At 48.8% G+C, this 23200-nt stretch carries 17 protein-coding genes and 1 pseudogene; 9 read left to right on the forward strand and 9 right to left on the reverse strand.

Annotated elements, in window-relative coordinates; translation table 11 throughout:
* The first annotated feature begins 29 nt into the window (after positions 1 to 29).
* The 9 genes and pseudogenes from K0H63_RS03115 to K0H63_RS03155 all read left to right on the forward strand — a co-directional run bounded on the left by K0H63_RS03115 (position 30) and on the right by K0H63_RS03155 (position 8735).
* Complete coding sequence (locus K0H63_RS03115) at positions 30 to 683, forward strand: hypothetical protein (RefSeq protein ID WP_220066677.1); 654 nt, start codon at positions 30 to 32, stop codon at positions 681 to 683.
* Between the two features lie 59 nt (positions 684 to 742).
* Positions 743 to 1357 (forward strand): FMN-binding negative transcriptional regulator, encoded by a 615-nt coding sequence (locus K0H63_RS03120; RefSeq protein ID WP_220066678.1) that lies wholly within the window; start codon positions 743 to 745, stop codon positions 1355 to 1357.
* 16 nt (positions 1358 to 1373) lie between these two features.
* A complete protein-coding gene (locus tag K0H63_RS03125) occupies positions 1374 to 1877 on the forward strand; it encodes a hypothetical protein (RefSeq protein WP_220066679.1) in 504 nt (167 codons plus the stop codon).
* A 220-nt stretch (positions 1878 to 2097) separates the two neighbouring features.
* Positions 2098 to 2526, forward strand: a complete 429-nt coding sequence (locus K0H63_RS03130; RefSeq protein WP_220066680.1) for an MAPEG family protein — start codon at positions 2098 to 2100, stop codon at positions 2524 to 2526.
* 4 nt (positions 2527 to 2530) lie between these two features.
* Complete coding sequence (locus K0H63_RS03135; RefSeq protein WP_220066681.1) at positions 2531 to 3958, forward strand: amidohydrolase family protein; 1428 nt, start codon at positions 2531 to 2533, stop codon at positions 3956 to 3958.
* A gap of 385 nt (positions 3959 to 4343) precedes the next feature.
* A complete protein-coding gene (locus K0H63_RS03140) occupies positions 4344 to 5243 on the forward strand; it encodes a hypothetical protein (protein ID WP_220066682.1) in 900 nt (299 codons plus the stop codon).
* A 368-nt stretch (positions 5244 to 5611) separates the two neighbouring features.
* Positions 5612 to 6595: an IS5 family transposase gene (locus K0H63_RS03145; protein ID WP_220066683.1), complete on the forward strand. Its 984-nt coding sequence runs from the start codon at positions 5612 to 5614 to the stop codon at positions 6593 to 6595.
* 246 nt (positions 6596 to 6841) lie between these two features.
* Positions 6842 to 7580, forward strand: a pseudogene (locus K0H63_RS20045) (IS630 family transposase); the annotation flags it as partial.
* Positions 7581 to 7694: 114 nt separating this feature from the next.
* Entirely contained in the window at positions 7695 to 8735 is a 1041-nt protein-coding gene (locus K0H63_RS03155) for an IS481 family transposase (RefSeq protein ID WP_220066685.1), read from the forward strand.
* Positions 8736 to 8793: 58 nt separating this feature from the next.
* Here K0H63_RS03155 and K0H63_RS03160 read toward each other — a convergent pair whose 3' ends face one another.
* The 9 genes from K0H63_RS03160 to K0H63_RS03200 form a co-directional block, all read right to left on the reverse strand.
* Positions 8794 to 9924, reverse strand: a complete 1131-nt coding sequence (locus tag K0H63_RS03160; RefSeq protein WP_220066686.1) for a M14-type cytosolic carboxypeptidase — start codon at positions 9922 to 9924, stop codon at positions 8794 to 8796.
* A gap of 18 nt (positions 9925 to 9942) precedes the next feature.
* Entirely contained in the window at positions 9943 to 10974 is a 1032-nt protein-coding gene (locus K0H63_RS03165; RefSeq protein ID WP_220066687.1) for a permease, read from the reverse strand.
* A 52-nt stretch (positions 10975 to 11026) separates the two neighbouring features.
* Positions 11027 to 11314, reverse strand: a complete 288-nt coding sequence (locus K0H63_RS03170; protein ID WP_220066688.1) for an ArsR/SmtB family transcription factor — start codon at positions 11312 to 11314, stop codon at positions 11027 to 11029.
* Positions 11315 to 11538: 224 nt separating this feature from the next.
* Positions 11539 to 12819, reverse strand: coding sequence for a tyrosine-type recombinase/integrase (locus K0H63_RS03175; protein ID WP_220066689.1), 1281 nt, complete (start codon positions 12817 to 12819; stop codon positions 11539 to 11541).
* A 467-nt stretch (positions 12820 to 13286) separates the two neighbouring features.
* The gene (locus tag K0H63_RS03180) at positions 13287 to 15395 is read right to left on the reverse strand and encodes a TonB-dependent siderophore receptor (RefSeq protein WP_220066690.1); all 2109 of its coding nucleotides are present in this window, start codon (positions 15393 to 15395) and stop codon (positions 13287 to 13289) included.
* A 291-nt stretch (positions 15396 to 15686) separates the two neighbouring features.
* Complete coding sequence (locus K0H63_RS03185) at positions 15687 to 19454, reverse strand: S8 family serine peptidase (protein WP_220066691.1); 3768 nt, start codon at positions 19452 to 19454, stop codon at positions 15687 to 15689.
* Between the two features lie 308 nt (positions 19455 to 19762).
* Positions 19763 to 20932: an AGE family epimerase/isomerase gene (locus K0H63_RS03190; RefSeq protein WP_220066692.1), complete on the reverse strand. Its 1170-nt coding sequence runs from the start codon at positions 20930 to 20932 to the stop codon at positions 19763 to 19765.
* Between the two features lie 14 nt (positions 20933 to 20946).
* Entirely contained in the window at positions 20947 to 21960 is a 1014-nt protein-coding gene (locus K0H63_RS03195; protein ID WP_220066693.1) for a carbohydrate kinase family protein, read from the reverse strand.
* The gene (locus tag K0H63_RS03200) at positions 21957 to 23198 is read right to left on the reverse strand and encodes a sugar MFS transporter (protein ID WP_220066694.1); all 1242 of its coding nucleotides are present in this window, start codon (positions 23196 to 23198) and stop codon (positions 21957 to 21959) included. Before K0H63_RS03200 ends, K0H63_RS03195 begins: the two co-directional genes overlap by 4 nt.
* Positions 23199 to 23200: the final 2 nt, after the last annotated feature.

Consider the following 23200-nt stretch of genomic DNA (forward strand, 5'->3'; position numbering starts at 1 on the left):
GGTCAAGTTTAGTCGGAGATTTGGAGTAAATGATTTTGTCTATTGAGCGGTATCTTAAGTTGAACGTGGCAGCGTTGGTTTATGTTCTGTCAATATTTATCGGTTCTGCTTATGCGGAGTCAACGCATCTCAATGCAATCGATGAACATTTCTGCGGTACGGATGATCCGGAATCGGCCCATGACATATCAACACTTGTTGCTCACTTGTATCAAATAGTCTCAGGCAAGGCGGGTGAGGAGAGAGATTGGGCTGCTCTTAAAATGCTGCATAAACCTGATGCCATAATTACACCTGTTTTTCATCAGGGCGATGTTGCTATTGCCAATCGTTATGATCTGGACGGATTTATTAATCTAAACAAACAATATTTTAAAGATGTTGATTTTTATGAAACTGAAGTTGCTCAAAAAGTCTTTCAGTATGGCCATATGGCGACTGTGTTAAGTCATTATCAGTCACGCCGAGCACTTGATAAGACACCGTATTCTGAAGGTATTAACTCATTTCAGTTGCTAAATGACGGGCGCCGCTGGTGTGTTATATCCGCAACATGGGACAGTGATAAAGGCGAGCATGAAAAACCTGAGTTTAAATTAGAGAGACTACGTAGCCTAGCTTTAGAGATTGAGACGTTGCTTAAGAGCATACATTCTGTAATAGAAAACCGAGTGTTTAACTAGTTTACTGCACAACACCTGTTTGAATACATAACCATACCAATGAGTGAAGATATAAAACCATGTACATACCGAAAAACCTTGAGATTAACGACCGTGCAGTAATAAAACAAGTTCTTGCTGAGAATGGTTTTGGTGTCCTTGTAACCTCAGATTTAACTGCGACTCACTTGCCCTTGATTTATAAAGCTGGGGATGGAGAGTTAGGCTCCATTTTAGGACACTTCGCCAAATCTAACCCACATTGGGAGGCTGCGATTAACCAAAGGGTTTTGATAGTCTTCCAAGGGCCTCATGCTTATATCTCTCCAAACTGGTATACAACTAACCCTGCAGTGCCAACATGGAACTACGTAGCGGTGCATTGCTATGGCTATTTAGAGCTGCTAAGCAATGAGGAAAACAAACTAGCGATGGATCAACTTGTGAACAAGTATGAACCTGGCCTTAGTAATAATATGGATATTATGCCAAATGAATATCAGGAAAGACTCAGAAGCGGTGTTGTAGGATTCAAAGTTGTGCTTGATGACATACATGCTAAAGAAAAGCTTGGTCAGCATCGTAAACCAGAAGATCAAGCGGGAGTGTACGCGGGGCTTAGCGCATCCAGCGATCCCGATTCACAAAAACTAGCGGCTTATATTTTAAAGCGAAGCATAGGCGTCGGTATCTAGCTGGAGCCCTATACACATGTACTTTATCCAAGGTGATTTTATGCGCTTTTTGATTGCGATAACGATGCCATTTATGTTGTCGGGCTGCGTTGGTCTGGCGGTGGGTTCCTTTGATACCTTTGAAGGGAAAACAGAGGACTTTACGCTATCGGAAAAGCGATACGAATTTTCATTCGGCAACGCTGTGGCTTACACATCTGAGCAAGTCGTTACTCTTTGGGGGCAGCCAGATGAAAAGTACCAGGAAGGACGGTGCACTGTATTCAGTTATTATGATGGTTACAATTGGAGTGGTGTAGGTGCATTTATATTGCTTGTGCCGGTTCCGTTGCTGGTGCCTTCAGGTCATAACGAAATAAAAATTTATTTCAAAGATAACAAGACTACAGCGGTTACTACCGAATCTGGTGAAGTATCAAGCATGTTCGGTTTTATGTGTGGCAGTAACGAATGTGGTTTTAAAGCTGGGGCTGTTAATCAAAACCGAACGCGAAACATAAAACCGGTTTGGTGTGAGTAGCCAGAAAATTATGCGTCAATAGCTGACCTTATCCTTACGATAGCGTTTTTAGGCTTCCCAAAATGTTTGGCGGAAAGGTTGGTTGTTATTTTTTACCTGGGTACCGTATTGTGGATCTTTTCCGATGGGATATTTAGATTGCCTCTCAAGTATAGATTCATTACATCGGCTGAAAGGAAACATGCATCGTTAATTGTTTGGAACATTATTTGAGGTTTGAATGGACACTGTGCTTATTTTGCAACCTGTGATTGCTATGGCAATCCTCACGCTTTTCGTTGCTCTACGCATGTTGTGCTCTCGAGTGACGGCTATGCGGAAGTTAAAAATACACCCACAGCAAGGGCAGGATGCTAAGAAATTAAATGCTATGTTACCCAGTGAGGTAGCAAGAATTGCAAATAATTATAATCACTTATTTGAGCAGCCTTTAATTTTCTATGTGATATGTCTTGCTTTAGCAATTATGCAACAGGTAGATGAAATTCATATTTGGTGTGCATGGCTATATACCGCTCTGAGGTTTGCCCACAGTTGGGTTCAAACTACCATTGATTACGTCATGCTACGGTTTGTGTTATTTGTCATGTCCTGGATGGTGCTTGCAGTGATGTTGGTTCGTGTAGCGATATACGCGTTTGGAATATAACGTTATGCGTATTTTTCGACTGGTAAAGCTTTTCGCGATATCACTAATTTTATTGATTGCGTTGGCGTTACTCAGTATTCCAGCTTCAATTATTTGCAAGCCGGACGACTTATTGGCTGTGAATAACGGTGCTGACATGGTTTTAAAAAATGGCAACCTTGTTGATGTAGAAACTGGGGTGGTCGTTTCTGGACAGTATATTTACCTTTCAAATGGACGAATTGTTTCAATAGGCAGTGAACTACCAGAGAATGCGGATTCAGTAAGCATTGTCGATGTCAATAACGCTTATATTCTACCTGGATTATTTGATATGCACGTCCACGTGCATGATAGAAAATATCTGGCAATGTACCTAGCTTATGGTGTGACTTCTGTAAGGAACATGCGTGGTAATGTTGCCCATTTGCGCTGGAAGCAAGAGCTAAATGCTGGCCAGTGGTTGGGCAGCAATCTTTTTACTTCCTCACCAGTCCTTGATGGCCCGTTGCATGCTCACGCATTACAGAAAGTTGTTACGTCAGCTGAAGCCGCGAGACAATTGGTCAAACAATACAAGAGCGAGGGCTACGATCTAATCAAAGCGTATGGATATCTCGAACCAGATATTTACACAGCGATTGTGGATGAAGCTTTTCGGTTGAATTTCCCTGTTGCTAAACACGGTCCGCAAGCCATTTTAGGTTTAGACCTTATAAGTAATGCTGGCTTACAGTCTTTAGAGCATGTAGAGGACATATTTCAAGGCCCTCTTAACTATTCACTCGATGAGGCTAAAATGGTCGGCTGGGTACGCGAGCTTAGGTATCTAAAGCCGCGGATAACACCAACGCTTGCAACATTCCATCACTTAACCGAGTTAAGTATTCGAAAACAAGATTATGTTGAAACAATTCCACTAAACACTCTTAATCCATTATACCGCTTACTTCATCAGCAATTAGAGGTTAAACGTTGGTTGCAGGCGTCACCCGAGCTTGCCAATTGGAATAAACAGGAAGAAGCGTTTCTGCTCAAGATTGTTAATGAGTTAAATAAACAAGGTATCGAGCTTCTACTGGGGTCAGATGCTGGAACATTATTTTTAACTCCGGGAGAGTCCACACATCTTGAGATAGCCTTGTTGCTAAAAGCTGGTGTACCGCCTTTAAAGGTATTACAGGCAGGGACAATTAATGCTGCAAGAGCTTTGGGGGTGGAACATGAGTTTGGCTCAATTACTGCTGGAAAAGTTGCAGATTTAATCGTGGTAAAAGCTAATCCTTTGACAGACATGCAAACATTGATGATGCCAATTGCCGTGATAAAAAAGGGTCAATGGATAGGTGAAAGTGAAATTGCAATGTTAAAACAGTCTGCACAGCAACCCGCCAACCTTTATCTTAGTTTCGGGCAATTACTAGAAGACTTAGGTTCTCGGGCGCTTGACTAGATTAGAATTGGATTGTGGCAACTACGTTGCTTGACGGGTAGCCTTAGGATCTTATAAAAAATCCATTCTTATTAACTTACTTAAAAAGCAGGCATTATTACATTTTAATCAGGGGGATTTTATCTTTATTTTGCAGTGTTTAGTTCTAGTAATTCTGAGAAATGTCTATTTTCATCGCTCATAACTATTGAATTAATGCGTCGTTATGGTTCTTTTTAATTCAGAGCCTATAATTTAAGTTCTTTTAGTCAATTTCAAATTAATATTGTATAATCATCTCATGCTTCTATAATTCAACGATTTTTAAGAGTTGGTTTTTTAGTTTTGCTTTGTCTAAATTTGATTCTCAAGTTAATGTTATCAGCGGGAAAAAAAGGGTAGGGTCGTGGAATTAGATTTTGCATTAACCAATATTGCATCAGTTCACCAGCAGCATTCAATTAAATGCTATTTGGCTATACAGTCCTTAAAAGGATTTTTTACATGGAGTGATTTAGATTGGGAACAAGTTGCTAGCCTTGTAAGATTTGACGAGCCAAGATTTGATGTTGAAATACTGAAGAGTAGTGATATCTATTTTGATGTGGTACCGAGAAGACGGCATTGGATCTTATCTCACGCCATATATCCACACTCATACTTCACTATGTTAGAGTGGTTTAATACAGCGCCTAGTGATGAAATTTTCAATTTTTACATGGTTCAAGCTCGCCAAGGAAACCAATACTTGAGTCATAATATTTCTATTCTGATTGCATTTGAAAAGGTGTGGAAATTACTGTCAACAGAATGGCAAAAGTTGAGGTTCATTGAAAGATTTTGTGAATTTGTCACTACAACATTTTATCGTAACAATCTCCCTTGTTATCAAGTAAAAAAATGTTTCAAACCCGTAGCTACGGTTGACATAAAAATATTGTCAGCAGCATGCTTGGATAACCCTGGATTCTGGGGACATAACTTGATAGCGTTTGCATGGATGTTGAAACATGAATCTTCTATACGAAAACAGCTTTTTAATGGACTTTTGCTTAATCTATATGAGCAATGTAATTGGGAGTTCGATGACGAGTTGGACAACCCTTGTATAGAGTCCACATCCGTCGTTGATGCCTGTAGAGAAAGTTTAGAGTCAGCATGTCGTAAGTTGTTATTAACAAGCACGCATAACTTGCATCAGATTACCCTCACAGATGCTGTCGTTTTCTTATTCAACATGCATTGGATGTCCCAATCTCAAAAAAAGCGATTAATTGACATTCTTGAACATTATGCGAAGATCTAAATAGCTGTTCCTAAATGTTGAACAATGTGTTTCGAAGATAAAATGGAACTCGGCTCGATTTGAGTGATCTGATCAATCGCTAAACCAACCAACTCATGCAAGCCGAGCAGAGACCATTATTTTAACACTACCAAACCGCTTTGAGAGACGTCGAATCCAAAAAAGACCTGTAAAATCAGAGAAAAAGATGCGTGTCTTTGTTTGAATGCTTTTTTCTTACTGTTATCTGGGTGCGTTGTGGCTGAAGTATTCGGTTTTATTGCCGCGGCTCGTTCCTCAATTAACCGAAGGGTATATTAGGGAAGGTGCGAATAAGTTCGAGACGTGAGATCTTGGTGTCGTGACCTGAACCATGGATGAGTAACCGGATGAGCCAGCAGCTGACTTTTGCCGACAGTGAGTTTTCAAGTAAACGCCGCCAGACCCGCAAAGAAGTCTTCCTTGGCAGAATGGATGACTTGCTTCCCTGGGACAAATTACTTGGCGTTATTGAGCCTGTGTATCCCAGGGCCGGTAATGGTCGCAGGCCCTATCCACTGGAAACCATGCTGCGCATTCACTGTATGCAGCAATGGTACAACCTGAGCGATGAGGCCATGGAAGATGCGCTCTATGAAATCGCCTCCATGCGCCAATTTGCCCGCCTGTCACTGGATAAAGCCATTCCAGACCGCACCACTATCATGAATTTCAGGCATTTGCTGGAGCAGCATAAACTGGGACGCAAAATCTTCAATTCTTTTAATCACTGGCTGGCAGAGAGTGGCGTTCTGATTACCCAAGGCATCCTGGTGGTGGATGCCACGATAATTCAAGCCCCCAGTTCCACCAAAAACAAAGACAGCAGCCGCGACGAAGACATGCACCAAGCCAAGAAAGGTAACCAGTGGTACTTCGGCATGAAAGCACACATCGGGGTGGACGCCAAAAGTGGCCTGACCCACAGCTTGGTGACCACGGCGGCTAACGAGCACGACCTCAACCAAGCAGGAAATTTATTGCACGGAGATGAGGAGTTCATCTCTACGGATGTGGGTTATCAGGGTGCCGAAAAGCGCGAGGAGCACTACCATGTCAGCGCGGACTGGCTTATCGCCGCGCGTCCCGGCAAGGTGAATGCATTGAAGAAACACCCGCGCAAGAACAAGCTAACCATCCGTTACGAATACCTGAAAGCGAGTATCCGAGCCAAGGTTGAACATCCATTTCGGATAGTTAAATGTCAGTTTGGTTTCGTCAAAGCCAGGTACAAGGGACTGGCTAAAAATGACAGTCAGCTCGCGATGTTATTCACCCTGGCGAACCTGGTTCGAGTGGACCAATTGATACGGGCACAGGCGAGATCTACCTAAAATGGGAAAATTGGCCTGAAACAGGGCCAAAATCAGCAACGAAGAGACGATTTTTGGCTGAAAATTGGAAAATTGAGCCACTGGACGTTGATAACGATGAGTTGGGGCGTCATGTAGTGAGAAGCTGACTACTTAATCGCAGCTTCCTTAGTACACTTAATGTAGTATTGAAGGTCTTGAGTTCTCAACCCGAGGCTGTTCTCGCGCACTGCCTTTCCACTAAATAGGCCGCATGCTAAAGCGCCACCCCAAGAGCTAGGGTATCAGCGACCCTGTTGGATTACAGAACTGATGGCGATTGAAATTAGCTGGATGTTTTCATTGCAAGTTCACTCTTCAACTATTCGACTGGTTGCCGAAACTCGGTATTGATATGCGTTGGACGACTCAGACACTGCATATTAGTGTCACCACGGAGTCTAAAAATTCGGAGCAATTAGGGATGCCCTATAGCATTGTGATCGACTACCCAGTGTTTTATGATAATGAGTTTAATATCCATCTCAATCCGAAAATTGGCGCAGATTGGATGGAAAAAGGTTAACAAAAACAAGTGACTATACTTGGCCAAAATGTCAAGCGGTACCTTGCAGGTGCGCTTCACGCAGGAACCTGGAAAGTAAGCGATGTCGCCAGCGCCACCAAAGATTCAACGCTGTTTATTTCGATGTTGAAGTTACTGAAAAGACAATACAGGCGAGCCAAAACAATTACGCTCATTGTTGATTACGATATCATTCACAAGAGCAAAAAGACTCAGATATGGCTCAAGAAAAAACCGAAGTTCGTTTTACTTTTTCAACCAGTTTACTCCGCCTGGGTTAACAAGATAGAGAAGCTGTGGCATTCACTTCACGAAACGGTCACTACGAACCATCAGCACAGGAATATTTAGAAACTGATGTAGCGGGTTAAGTATTTTATAGACCATGCTTCGCCATTTCCTGCTGGCTGGCATGGCCTCATGAAAGTGGAACACAATTAGGAAAATTATTTGTATTAGTCATGACTTGATCTGACACATCATCTTGAAAAGGTGAGAGTTACCCGTTTTGATAAAGGTGTCGAATCTTCAATCAAAACAAAAGAGGTAACTCTCATGTTGCATACTAACAACCCCATCATTAAACACAAAGCAGGTTTACTGAATCTGGCTGAGGAACTCGGCAACGTTTCCAGGGCCTGCAAGGTTATGGGGGTGTCCCGCGACACCTTCTATCGCTATCGTGAGCTGGTTGAGGATGGCGGCATTGATGCGCTTATCAACCGCTCCAGACGCACGCCCAATCTGAAAAATCGTGTTGATGACCATATAGAGCAAGCTGTCATTGATTACGCCATTGAGTTTCCCGCCTATGGTCAAACCCGAACCAGCAACGAACTGCGCAAGCAAGGCGTCTTTGTTTCCGGCAGCGGCGTACGTTCAATTTGGCTCAGGCACGGGCTGGAAAACCTCAAGAAGCGCCTGGCCGCATTGGAAGCAAAGATGGAGCGCGATGGCATCATTCTGACAGAAGCGCAGGTGGCAGCCCTGGAAAAGAAAGCCCAGGACGATGAGGCCTGCGGTGAAATTGAAACCCATCATCCTGGCTATCTGGGCTCACAGGACACCTTTTACGTCGGCAACCTCAAAGGTGTGGGGCGGATATACCAGCAGACCTTCGTCGATACCTACAGTAAGGTCGCCTTTGCCAAGCTCTACACCACCAAAACCCCAATCACCTTTGCCGACCTGTTGAACGACAGAGTATTGCCGTTTTTCGAAGCTCAGGCGCTGCCGATGTTGCGTATTCTCACTGACCGGGGCACCGAGTACTGCGGTAAGGTTGAGCAGCACGATTATCAGCTGTATCTGGCCATCAATGATATCGACCACACGAAAACCAAAGCCAGACATCCACAGACAAACGGTATCTGCGAGCGTTTCCACAAGACTATTCTGAATGAGTTCTATCAGGTCACGTTCCGCAAAAAGCTGTATAGCACACTGGAGGAGCTGCAAAAAGACTTGGACGAATGGCTGGCGCTGTACAACAATGAGCGCACCCATCAGGGCAAAATGTGCTGCGGTCGCACACCGATGGCAACATTAATTGATGGAAAACGGGTTTGGGCGGAAAAGAATTTAGCCCAAATCTAATCTGACAACGGCACCCAAGAATCGGGTAACTGTCAGATCAAGTCTGAGCTAGTACAAATTATTTATTACAACCAATCTTATCATAGAGGGTCATCGCGAGATCTTCCCCAAGCCGGACAGCTGTTAAATTGTCCCATTTAACAATGCTGCCATCTTGCGCTAAAGCCTTAAATGATGCTTCCAACAGAGCACTGGGAACGCCAAATTGCTTTTGTACGAACTGCGTTGCTAATTGCTTACCACAACTACTTTCGCTGCCACAGCAACTTGTTCCCCCGCAGCCCATATTATTGTCATAATCATATTTTGTTTGAAAGTGTTCATTGCAAATCGCCAATTCGCTCTTAACTTCCGTGATAACATTGTTATTTCCCTCTGATATAATAAAGTTATGAGGTAGTGTCTCATCACCATGTAAGTCAAAAAACATATCAACGCCATACTTTATCATTGCCTGTTTAACAAGGTGAACCTCCGGACAAAGTTTAGGGTCAGGCGTTCCCCAATGACGGTTTAAGTTAATACCGTTTGCATTGGTCCGATGATTACCTATGGCTGAGCCATCTGGATTCATATTAGCAACTATATAAACGCATACGTTATTGTCGCCAACGTTCCGTACAGAAAAAAATTGAATGAATCGATTTATGACTCCTTCGGCCATCCATTGCGCCATAGTTTCACCTGGATGCTGTCTGGCTATAAACCACATTTTTTTGGCAGTTGAACTGACTGAACCAATACGTAATAGATTAATATTTCTACCCTGACTAGTTTTTCCCAGTACTTCGACATTTACTGCTGGATTGATTTTTATTTTATCCAGCAAAGCAATTTCACGTGACATTGGATATGGAACAAAGTAAGCATAAAACACTTTCGGTTGTTCCGCATTCAGTGTCAGTATCAGTTCACCCTTTTGAAATTGAGTATCTATCCGAAACCATTGCTGATTATCGTATGAAGCAAATGCTTGATATCCATTAAAAGCTTCAGAGAATGTTACTTGTGATGCGTTAACAAGTCTTATTGTCTGCAAAACACCATAACCAGTATCAACAGAAAAATAAAACCACTGTCGGGTGCAGTTTTGATTATCTTTAGTTATTGCAAGTTGAATGTTGTCAAATTCCTCAGCCGATATAACCTCAATAGCACCGCCATCGAACTTGCTGTCAATAGTAATCATAAATTTTTTCCTCGCTTTTTAGTTCAGGATTTCAATGCTGATACCGGTAATACAAGCAGTTAGTAGTACAATCAACACAAAAGTTATCAATAATGGCCATTGAAATATTTTCTTCAACATAATCATTTCAGGCAAACTTGCACCTGCACCAGCAATAGTTAAGGACATTACGCTGCCCATGCTCAAACCTTTGGCTAGTAACGAAGTAGCAATGGGGATCATTGTTGAAGCCCGAACGTAGAGGAAGATCCCTATTAATGCTGCAAGCGGGATCATAACGAAGCTATGTAACTCCGCCAGTTGGTTAAACAAAGCGAGCGGTACAAAACCGTGTATTGCTGCGCCCACGGAAACGCCGATAACCATGTAAGGCAGCATTTTAAGCAATTGGCTAACAGCATCGCTTGATAGCTGCCGTATTGGCAAGCTAATGTTCCGGCTGGGGTGAGGAGCGAGAATTTCCTGCGTGCAGCAAGAATTGGCTTTAATAGTGGCTATCGTAGCATTATCACTGCAAACACTCTTGCGCGTCGCAACTGCTACAGCATCGCTACAGCCACCGGCATTACACGCAGTATCGCAACTACTGCTATCTTTTGATGCTGATTGAAGAAGTTCCTGACGAATGTAACGATCAAAGCGCAACCTTTGCAGTGCGTAGCCTGCTGTGGTGGCAGTCATAAGCACACAAACGCTGTATATCAAAGTCACCTTAGCCCCAAAGGTCAGCCAAAACAATGCAACAACAAAGGGGTTCAGCAGAGGTGAGGTAATTAAAAACGCCATCAAGGGACCGAAATCGGCTCGGGCTTTAAGCAGGCCCACTAGCATTGGAAGGGTCGAACAACTACAAAATGGCGTAACAGCGCCGAGCGCCATAGCTACACCATAACCACGGTTGCCAGATAGAAGCTTTCTGACTTTCTCCGCCGGCAGGTAATAGTTGATTACACTGACAAGTAGACTTATCAGAACAAACAACACCGCCAATTCGGCAAAAGTGCTGACAAAAAATGTCACAGCAGATTCCAACTGTGTTTCAGTTCCCATGATTTTCTCCAAACCATATTACTAGAAATATGGAAATATATGTTAAAAAATTTTAGCTGCCTAAGCAGCATTCGTCAGATAAAAAGTGAATCAACTTATTCAATTGTTGGTACTGTGCCTGACAACGCAATACTCTTCCTTCGCGCGTCTGGCTAACCAATCCCACTTTAACTAAGCGTGCTATATGGTGAGAAAGGGTAGAGCCCGGTATATCCAGCTGTTGCTGGATAGCCGATACTGCGAGGCCATTCCCTCCCGCCCGTACTAAGATTCGATAGATCTGTAGCCGGGTTATGTGACCCAACTCTGCCAGCTGTGTTGCCGCGACATCAATATTCATCCGATTAGTCTACGATTAAGTTTTGCATTTAGCAATAAATTTCTAGAATAATGGAATTAATTGGTTTGTCACTTCTAAGTCTTGAATGTAAAATTCGAGTCTTAGCTTGCGCTTGTACTTCGTAAGAATCCAACAAAATCAAGTGGATGTTTTTTGATCTGACTGTTACCCAATTTGAGGGAACAGTTGTCAGATTAGGTCTGAGGTAGTACACGTAAGCAGGGTCAGATACATCCCCGGCTTTTGTAGTTATTCTCCCATTCTGAGTACTTGCGCTCGAAATACTTGATGGACTTATCGGGCAGTGGCTCAAACTTAGCAATCACCTTATCCGGATCCGGTAGATCCACGCCGGACAATTCCTTACTGAACATTCTTGGAATCACGTGACTGTAGTGCTGTTCAATCATCTGAATGCTGGTGCCACATTGTTTTGCCAGTACGTCGATGGTGACGTTTTGTGCAACGAGCTCCCAAGTAATGTACGAATGGCGCAATGAATATAGTGTACGACTGCCGAAGTTCGAATCTTTAAGACCCGCCAGTTCAACGGCTCTGTCGAAGTGACGCCCCAGCTCACGGGTGGTGTTGCCATCTCGCAGTCGGAATAACTTATCCGTTGCTTTTCTGTCCTTAAAACGTAAGGTCATTTGTAGGATGGTGTCATGTAGCCCTGCCTTACAAACGACTTCACGAGTTCCTGTGTGCTTAGTCGTTTTGCCTTTGCGTACAGAGATACTGAAGCGACAGCGGTGTCCCTTTCTTTCGATGTGCAGGTCACCCCAGGTGAGGTTATCGAGCTCAGTTCCCGGGCGCATACCCGTATGGATAGCGAACTCCATGTAATCACTGAGCAGCTCCCGTATTTGCCTGGTAATCTCTTTTCGGCTGCTGTGCTGCATTTCAACCACAGTGTCATAGACCCTGGCATATTCTTCAGGGGTAAATGCGGCTCGGCGTTTTGCTTCAACCCCAGCGGTTGATAACGATGGAATTTGCCCCGGAAGCATCCACTTTTGAGCCACTGCTTCCTGAAATACCATCTGCATCGCTGCATTGTGGTTCAAGATGGTGGATTTGGCAGGGACGCGTTTTAGTTGCTGAATTCGCCATGCATCAAATTCCCTAAGTTTATCCATATCGATAGTGCTGATGTGGATACCGTCGAAGAAGGGAATATGGTACTTATTCAGGATAATGATGTAATCGCGAAAGTTGGCTTTACCAGTACCTTTATCAAGCTCAGACTGCATAAATTGTATGGCTTTATCAGCGGCATCGCGAAAACGTTTTGAAGTTACCAAAGTGCCGGTTTCTGAGCGGATTTGATACTCCATCAGCAGCCGATAAGCGGCATGAATAGCTTTGTCTTTTTCTTTTTGCTTAGTCGCTTTGCACAGCCACTTGCCAGCGACCTTGAACCTTGCGTACCAGAAGTGGCTGTTATCTTGCAGAAAAATATAGAGATCATCCGAGATTGGGTGGCGCTCAAGCTGCTTTGCCATAGGGTGTACTCATCTGAAATTTGCAAAGAATTTGCGAAGTTTCTAGCAATTTTGACCATCTTATTGAAAATTAATTAGAAAGTACACGCGATATTTTTTTCAAAATCCCCCGCCCTTAAAAGCGTGTCGGTTCGAGTCCGACCTCTGGTACCAACTTAAAAGTCAGCCTTGAGCTGGCTTTTTTGTTTTGGGTGCAAATGGGGCGAATAAGGCAAACCGACCCGCCGCGTGTCGGCTGGATGGCCAGCCCCGTCGGTCCGACCTCTGGTACCAACTTAAAAGTCAGCCTTGAGCTGGCTTTTTTGTTTTGGGTGCGAATAAGGCAAACCGACCCGCCGCGTGCTGGCTGGATGGCCAGCCTCGTCGGTCCGACCTCTGGCGCCCTCAGAAGGCTGACATCGTTAGATTAGGTCTTTAAATAAAAGGCCATACATTATTTATGACCTTTTCCCTACGCCTGTTGGTAATCAGAAACTATACCGCACACTGATTTTGTAGCTACGCGGTTCACCCGGCATTGTCCACAGCGACGAATAAGAGCTTTGATAGTAAACCTCGTCGAACAGGTTGTTCACGTTGAACTGCAGGCTAACATGCTGGTTTAACGCGTAGGTACCATATAGGCTCACTAAGGTGTATGCCGGCAGTTCGTAGCTGGGATCTATGGTTTCCCCCAAGCGATCGCCCACATAAAGCACGGTCGCACCCGCCGATGCATCCATATCAAACAGTGACATATCATGCTTAAGCGTAAGACTTCCGCTGTGTTTGGGAACATTGATTAAACGGCTCCCCTCAGGAATGCTCACGCCCCAATCGACATTAAGAATGTCGTTGGCAGTTTGAGCATCGGTATAGGCATAGGAGAGCATTAACTGGGTATTGTCAGTCAGGTAAGCTGCCAAGTCTAACTCAATTCCTTGACTGTCTGCCTTGCCTAATGCTGCTGAGAAGCCTGAGTTTACCGGGTCTGCGGTGAGCACATTGCTCTTTTCGGCACGAAACAGCGCAATAGAACCCGTGAGGTTTTCCAGTTCAAACTTAGTGCCCAATTCAAAGGACTTGCTTTCTTCGGGCTCGAAGGCCACGCCGCGGTAATCTGATCCCGTGTTTGGACGGAAGCCTTCAGAATAGCTGCCGTAGAGGCTCAACCAGGATTGCCATTCGTAAACCACACCTGCTCTGGGACTAAACACGTTTTGGCTCTGGTTGGATACGGTCTGAGTTTTATGGTTTTCAATCTTTTGCTCGAAACTGTCGAAACGGCCACCCAGGGTGAGTTTCCATTTGTCGCTCAGATCCAATTGATCTTGAAGATAAATACCGTAGTTGTCCTGGGTTTCTACCTGGTTGTAGAGCAAGGCACCGTCGGGGGCAATCTGGCCATATTCAGGGTTGAACACATTGATGCTGTAGGTGGCATCGCCAGGACTTGGGCGGTAGCGTTCCCAATATTTGTCGAAGTGGAAGTGATAACCATCGGCACCAATCAACATGTGGTGGGTGATATCGCCGGTGTTGACTCTGCCGCTTAACTCAACACGGCCCGAAAGATCGGTTGATTGGAAATTACGGTAGCTGTGCTGACGGCTCAGGGTTTCACCGTCGGTAAACAGCAATTGACGGCCTTTTACCAGCTCTGGATCGCTGGAATAGCCTTCCAATGCAGTATCGCGGTAGCTGATTCCTGACAATAGGCTCCAATCGCCAAAATCATGTTCCAGGGTGAATTGGTGGCCCAGCAGGTCAATTTGGGTCGCGCCATCGCTTGCTTCGCCCAAATATCTGTCGACAGGCAGCGCATTGATGTCGCCATTAATGGCGACTATGCCGCGATCGAAGGGCACTTTTTGATTGGTATATTCCAGCTCATAACCAAAACGCGTCGCATCGCTCGCTACCCAAAGTAGGGATGGGGTTAGCACGCGTTTTTCGGAGTCAACCGGATTACGGAAACTGCCCTTATCTTCATAGGCGCCGTTGACTCGAAATGCCAGAGAATCGGTAATGGCGTTGGTGTAATCCCCTTCAAAGCGGTAATTATCCCAGCGGCCAGCACTGGCCTGTAGATATCCCTCTTGGGAGAATTTGGGCTTTTTGGTGATGATATTGATGGTGCCGCCTGGCTCTGAACGGCCATAAAGAGCCGAACCCGGACCCTTCATAATTTCAATACTCTCCACGTTGGCAGTATCACGGGGGCCACCAAAGCCGCGCCCGGCATCATAGCCATTGACCAGGTAACCAGAAGGCACGTTCTCATCGCCCACAAAGCCACGTACGGCGAAACTGTCCCATGCGCCACCAAAGTTGTTTTGACGACTGACCGAGCCTGATAAGTCCAGTGCATCTATCAGAGTCGAAATACCCGCATCACTCAGCTGCTCCATGGACAGGCGTTCCACCGCTTGAGGCTGTGCCTTTAAGGGCACATCACCCCTGAATGGTTGCCGGATGCCTTTAACTTCGAGCCGTTCGATATTGGCCCCAGCCTCCTCGGCATTCACAGTGTTGGCAAGTCCGCCCAGGATGGCGATTTGGATGAGGGATAAACGAAAAATGCCTCTAGCAGACATATGAGTAGACTCCGGGTTTTGGTCTTTAGGAAGAGTTCGAGAACAGCCTGGTCTGGCAAAGCGAGCCGTAGGTGAATGGTCTTTGCGAAACCAGTATTATTCCTTTTTATGATAATGATATTGGTTCTCATTAGCAATGATTGGCAGTGAGATGTGGTCGAGCTTTTTGGCATCTAATCAATGATGTTGTTCCTGGCAGTAGTGCTTTTACTGCTGGTCTTCAATGAGGGAATAAAAAGCCGCACTGGTTTTGGCAGTGCGGCTTGGAAAGTTATGAATCACGAGCAGAGATTACTTCAACTGATAGGCGCGCATCATCAGCTGTTCGGCACGGCTATTGCCTTCGTCTGACATGGTCAGCTTCAGGTGCACGTAGTTACCGGCTTCGGCCGCGTTGGGGATGATGGCAACCCACTGGCCATTTTCCTGAGTGACTTCGGCAGACTGCCAGCTGCTGTCGGCGAACTTCTGCGAAACAGGGCAGTACAGGAACACGCTTGGGCTCTCCGGTAAGCATTCCTGACCATAGCCATATTGCAGGCTGACTTCGGTCAGGTTGGCTGGGCCCTTGCCGTCGACAATGGCGCCGAGGGTGACCTTGATAGCCTCACCGGCCGGGGCCGTGTTGTCCAGTGCAAGTGGCAAGTCCACCGCCGGCATCAAGAGTGGCTGAACGCCCTGGTTTTCCGGCATGGTAGTAAAGCTGTATACCCCCATATAGAAAGAACCCAGGTTGTCCCGCACCGGTGAATAGTTGCTCACACCACGGGGATAGGAACGTAGCTCCAGGCTCACTTCGGCTGGGTAGTCAGGCACGGTCAGGGTGCCGGCATTCAGATACACATTGCTGCCGTCCAGTTTAACACCATAGGCGCCGCTCTCGTTTCTGCCGGTCACGGCATCGTGACCATTGGCATCGCCGTAGGCCGAGAAGCCAAAACTCAGCAGGTTGGTATCGCGACGGGCGATGGCAGTGTTACCTGAATTGAGGCTACCGGTACGGGCACCTTTGAGCCAGTTGGTATGCTCAACTGCACCTTCGGTCATGCGTCTTGGACCATCGAAGAAACCGCCGTTGGTACTCAGCTGCTCGTGTTTCATCACTATGTTGGTCCAGGCATTTTTGCTGGTGGCCGTGTAGTACTCATCGCGTACCTGCGGGGTCATCAGCATGTGCGCACTGCCGGTTGAGTAGAACTCACCGGTGCTGTTGGTCGCAGCCATGGTGTCCTGCCAGGCAGGGCGGCTGTCATTCTGGGAATGATAGGCAGCCGTTATCTTGTGCATTTTCTTTTCTTGCAGCGTGATAACGCCTGACTGCACATGGCCATCGGTGATGTGGTTGATGAAATAGGAATAGGGTGAGTATTCGGGTGCAGTACCCGACCAACGCACTGTGTCTTTGCCTTCGGCAACCATGTCTGCCAGCACTTGTCCCTGCTCGCTGCTCAGGGCAACCACAGGGATTTTGGCCGTGCCGGTGATCCCGGTTTTATAGCGACCGCCAGCGCCAGGACGATAGAAGATAACCCCGGCAGCACCTTTCTGGGCCACGTTGGAGATCATGTAAGAGGTGAGATAGTAGGGGTTGGCAATCAGCGCCACCTTGCCCTGCAGATCGAACTGGCTCCAATCGGTGCTATAACCGGCATCACCCACGTTCACGACCTGAGCCTCGCCTTCGCCGTTGAAGGCCAGCGACATGCCCTGATTGACATAGTTCAGTACTTCACCGTCTGCCGTAGTCAGCACGGTTTCCGGCGCCACGGCGCGGGTTGTCACGAACGAGCGGAAACGATCGTCGTGGCCCTGAGACCAGGCGTAGAAGTTATCCACGTAGTCGGGTGCCAGCTCTATAGCCGCCAGTTTGGCCAGTTTGTTGTCGTCCAGCGCATAGGTAAAGCCGAAGGAGAACCCCTGAGTTGCCAGTGGTTTATCGGCCTTGAACTGCAGCTTCTTGGCGGTTCTGGAGTCGAAGCTCAGCGCCGTGTCCGTCTCAACCTTGTAGTCGAGGTAGGCCATTTGCGTGGCGGTTTCCACCAGGCCTGAGGTTTTGCTTGCGTTATCATAGGTCATGATGTTGGCGATAACGCTGTAGTTTCCTTTGGGTACCATCTTGCTGCCGGCACCATTGCTGAGGGTGATAAGGCTGCCCCAATCGTCCTCCTCGTTGATGATGTACACCTTGGATGGGGAAGAGGCCGGCAAGCCCATATGATCTGTCAGGGAGACCGACAGCTCCACCATGGGTGGCTCAATCCAAAAGGATACTGGCACTGTGACCTGGGTGTCTTTATCGCTGCCCACCAAGCGGCCGGTGATGGTGCCGTAGGCGCCGCTTCTCAGGGCAACGTCTGAATCAATCCATACCGGCACATCGGTACTGCCACCCGCCGGGATGGTGACCGACTTGGTGCCCAGACCGGCCAGGGTAGCCGGCAGGCGGGTGCTGCCGTCTTCACCAATCAGGTCCAGGGTCAGTCTCAGGGTCACGTCAGCGTCAGAGAGGTTATTCAGGGTCACGGCGGCTTGATGCATACCGGCAGGCGCGGCCGAGTCAAAGCGTCCCAGCTCCTGATTCGCGGCAGCGATAACGACCTGACCCACGGCGCGGTTCACATCCATGGGGCCGGCACCTTGTTCAAGCACGTGGGCGTCGGTTTTTTGCACCGAAGAGGTCAGCACATCTTTTACCTGCTTGGGGCTCAGCTCGGGGCGAGCCTGCATCAGGATGGCAGCGCCACCTGACACATGGGGCGCCGACATGGAGGTGCCTGACAGGGCGCGGTAGGCTGTGCTGCCAAAGCCACCGGATGCCGCCGCCACTACATCAACACCCTGGGAGCTGATATCGGGCTTGGCCGAGTGGCCATCGGGGGACGGGCCGCGGGAGGAGAACGACGCTGTGTTGTTGTCTCTGTCCAGGGCACCAACGGTAAGGGCGCTTGGGGCACAGCCGGGTAAACCAACGGTTTCGCGGGTAAAGCTGTTACCGGCCGAAACCACAAACAGTGCCTGATTGCTCAGGGCTTCAACCATATCCACCAAAGGGCCGCTACAGCTGGAGCCACTGCCACCCAGAGACATGCTGACAATGTCGGCGCCCTGGGCCACGGCCCACTGCATGCCGTTCAAAATCCCGGAGGTGGTACCGCCGCCGTTATTACCCAGCACCTTACCGATGATGAGCTCGGCACCGGGGGCTACACCCACCCAAAGACCATTGGACTCGGCACCTGTGCCTGCGATGGTAGAGGCTGTGTGAGTACCGTGGCCATTCAAATCGTCCACGCCATTGCTGGAATAGGTGAAGTCTTTCGATGCAATTACGCGGCCGTGCAGGTCATGGTGCTCGGTGTCGTAACCCGTATCGAGCACGGCAACTTTTACTCCATGGCCCTGGTATGGCATTGCCAGTGGGCCATAGGCGCCGGTCAATGGTACCGTGGGAGTGAGAGCGGCTGTCGACGGGATAGACTTATCGGCGTGGATAACGGCATCCAGCCACAGGGCTTCGATGCTGGTGTCGGCAGTCAGAGATTGCCACACTTCGGCGGCGTCTTTTTTGTTAATGCCGATAACGGCGCTGTCAATGAGTTCAATCTCGCTGACCAGCTCACTGCCAAGCGGGGCTACAGGTACGGCGCTGCCGGCGAGGGCTCCATCGCGATACTGAATGATCACCGGCAAGGTTGCGCTTGAGGCGTCGTCATAGCCACCCGCATGGAGTTTGGAGATATTAAACAGCTCCATATCCACCAGTCGGGATTCCACCAGTGCCTGAGATTTTGGCGTCACAATGTACTGGTCATTGCCCACCTGATACAGGCTGGTCACCTGCTCTGTACCGTCTTCGCTGTGTAAACGGATACCCGCGAGTTGGCCATCGGGTTTGACCACGGCAGAGACTTTTTCGCCGGTGATAAGGGTAAATTGCAGGCTGGCCGAGGCCTGATCCTGGATGTCGTCATCGGCATGGGCCGGAATGGCGACTACGCCTGCTCCTGTGAGGGTTAAGCACAGGGCGGCAATTTTTGAAATCCTGAACAATGGTTTCATATGGGTGAGCTGCCTTAGAATTAGCTTTTTATTAATTGATTGCGTGTTTTCTCCCGTTTGAATTCTGGCGGGGTGTTCGGCCATTTTGACCTGAATTTATTTCCCGCTGTATTCAAATGGGGACAATGAGCAACTTTGCAACATAGGATGCTTGTTGGTGGTGCCTCAACCTGATTCGGGTAGCATTTTGTACCTGAGGCACCGGCCAAGGGGGTTAGCCTGAGCCCAAAAAAAAGCCGCCCAGAGGGCGGCAAAATGGAAGGAACCTTTGATTCTGTGATGTTGGAACAGACCTTGGAGACACCGGGTTACGTTAAATCCCGCTGGCTATCGAAGCAGGCACCGAGGGTGTGGTAGTCACATTTGGCACCGGCAGCACTTTTCTCGTTGGAATACTTGCGGTTATTTCGATACAGCACCCGAAACCAGGCGCCGTGCTCATGGTCGACGAAATGTTGCCAAACGTAGTTCCAGAGGGCGTTGTAGGCATCGAGGTACTTTTGCTCGCCGGTCTGTTGATACAGCATGGCGGCTGCGGCAAAGCTTTCTGCCTGCACCCAGAAGTACTTGTCGTCGTCACACCAGTCGCCATCCGGGCCGAAGCCATACACCATACCGCCGTGCTCCTCGTCCCAGCTCTTGTCAAAAGCGGTGTCGAACAGGGTTTTGGCTCGGCTTATCAGCCAGGACTGATGGCTGTGGCGGGCGAGTGACAGCAGCAATTTAGCCCATTCGGTCTGGTGCCCGCCCTGAAAACCCCAGGGGCGATAGAGGTTCTTGGGGTCGTCCTTGTTGTAGTCCCAATCGATGGCGAATTCGGGGGTAAAGTGTTCCCAGATGATGCCGCCGGTGAGCGCCGCCTGACGGTTGGCAATCCTGTCGGCAATCTCCATGGCACGGTCGAGGAAGCGGCCTTCGCCGCTGGCTTCAAAGGCGGAAATCATGGCTTCACACAGGTGCATGTTGGCGTTCTGGCCGCGATAGTCAGACAGCACGCCATCGGCACTGATTTCATCGGCATAGAGGCCATACTCAGGCTGCCAGAAGCGCTGCTCGAGCAACTTGAAGATCCACAGCAGCTTGTCGTTGTCCGGTAAAATCCCGGCCTTGCGGCAGGCAGCGAAGGCGAGCAGCACGAAGGCATAGCCATAGGCCTGCTGGGTCATGTCCTCGGGCTGATGGTTGCGCAGTGTCCAGGCGAAGCGCTCATCCGCTTGCAGATGCACCTCCAGCAGATATTGCAGACCATGGCGTGCGTGGGCCAGATACTCAGGTTTATCCAGCACCTCGGCGGCGCGGGCATAGTTCACCGTGATGCGGCAGCTGCTCACGAGCTGGCGAAACCCCGGGTCAAACAGGCTGCCGTCATCATAGTAGTTGTGAAAGTAACCGCCGCTGGCATCCAGTACCCGTGGGTCGTAAAAATCCAGAATGCTTTGGGAGTGAGCCATCAAAAAGTCACGACTGTAGAAGTTCATAGGTGTCTCTGCCTTCAGGTCTGGTTTTCTGTGTGCTCAAAGGACATCGGCTGGAAGGTGTCGCCCATCGAGGCCTGAAACGCCTCGGCCTCGGCGAGTCCCGGCAGTGCCGGGAAGGCGCCGGGCCGGCTCACGGCCAGTGCGCCGCAGCCAATGGCAAAGCCAAGAGTATCTTTGAGGGTGGTTTCAGTTTCGAGCAGGCTATCCAGTCCATCGCGGGCGATGCAAAACAAGAGGCCACCGATAAAACCATCACCGCCTGCTGTTGTATCCACCACATCCACCTTGGGCGCTGCCAAGGTGAAGCTTTGCTTGCCGAAAAAGGCGCGTACCGGATTGCCGCCATCAGTGACCAGCAGCAACTTGCAGCCGGAATCGAGCAGGTTTTGGATAAAGTCGAGCTGATTGCTATCTGCCAAATACTCTAGTTCCTCCCTGGCAAACTTGAGCACATGGGCCTTGTGCACCAGGCGCATCACTGTCTCTTTGCAGGCGCGGTTGCCTTGCCATAAGTTGTGGCGAAGGTTCACATCCACGCTCACGTAAAGCCCGGCGGCAATGGCTTTGTCGGCCATCGACAGGGTGGCTTCTGCGCTTTGGGGCGTGGTCAGGGTGTTGCTGCACAGGTGTAAGATGGCGGTGTTTTCAAACCAGCCGGCGTCCACGATGCTGGCTTCAAACAGGGTGTCGGCACCGCCATCACGGTAAAAACTGAAGCTGCGGTCGCCCTCATCGTTCAAATGCACAAAGGCCAGTGAGGTGGGCGCAGAAACATGGCGCCCAAGCAGGCTGATATCCACGCCGTAACGGGCGAGCGAATGGGCCAGAAAGTCACCGAACTTGTCTTTGCCCACCAAGCCGGCAAAGCGGGCATGGCCACCGAGCTTGGCCACCGCCACCGCCGCGTTGGCCGGGGCGCCGCCCGGATATTGACGAAAGCCGGGCAGCATCAGGCCATCGTCTTCATCGTTCCCGGTACACAGAAAATCAATCAGGGCTTCACCGAAGCACAGCACCCTTTTACTCATGATGCAGTTTCTCCATGTGCCCGGTTACGGGCAAAGAAGGCATACCAACAAATGTAAAAATAACAAACGGTTGGCACGATAAAGCTCAGCTGGACACCCACATTGTCGGCAACAAGGCCTTGTATTACCGGCAGTATGGCGCCGCCTACAATCGCCTGACACAGGAGGCCCGAACCTCGGCTGGTGAGTTCCCCAAGGCCTTCAATGGCGAGAGTGAAGATGGTGGGGAACATGATGGAGTTGAAAAAGCCCACCGCCAGCACTGCAATCATGGCCAGCTCTCCGCTGGAAATGATGGTGACCATCAGCAGCAGGTTGGCAAACACGGCATTGGCTGCCAGCACCATGGCCGGGTTAAAGCGGCGGGTGAGAGCTGCACCGGCAAAACGGCCTATCATGGCGCCGCCCCAATACCAGGACACCAGCTCTGCGGCGCTCTTCTCATTCAGACCACCGATGCTGGGCTCGGCAAAGTAGTTCACCAAAAAGCTGCCAATCGACACCTCCGCGCCCACATAGAGGAATATCGCCAGCGCGCCCAGCAGCAGGCGTTTATGGGTCAGCAGCGATCCCGAGTGGCGATGATCTACCCCCATATCGGTTTGTTTGACCTTGCCGCCAAGGAAGATAAAGCCCACCGCAATAATGCCAATCACGGCGGCCAGCAGCAGATAGGGCAACTGCACAGCTTCGTGGGTGCCAGCGGCAGCGCCGAAAATCAGCAGGCTGCCAAACAGGGGGCCCAGCGTATGACCCAGCGAGTTCAGCGCCTGGGCCAGATTCAGGCGGCTGGCGGCAGTGCGCTCGGGGCCGAGGCGAGCCACAAACGGATTGGCGGAAACCTGCAAGATGGTGATGCCCGAGGCCAGCACAAACAGCGCCAGCAGGAACAGTTCATATTCTTCCAGGCTGGAGGCGGGGTAAAACAGCAGGCAACCTGTGGCCATGGTGCACAGGCCAAAGATGATGCCCCGCAGGTAGCCGATGCGGGCAATGATAAGCCCCGCCAGTGGTGATACCAGAAAGTAGGCGCCAAAGAAGCAGAACTGCACCAGCATCGCCTGGGTGTAGCTGAGCTCGAATATCCCTTTCAAATGCGGGATAAGAATATCGTTCAGCGCCGTGATAAAGCCCCAGATGAAAAACAAACTGGTCATGGCGCCAAACAGCAGTTGCTGATGGCTCTGGGTTGGCAGGGCGCTTTCGCTGTGGGATGAGGTGGATGAAACGAAGGCCATGG

The sequence above is a fragment of the Shewanella zhangzhouensis genome (assembly GCF_019457615.1).
Classification (GTDB): Bacteria; Pseudomonadota; Gammaproteobacteria; order Enterobacterales; family Shewanellaceae; genus Shewanella; species Shewanella zhangzhouensis.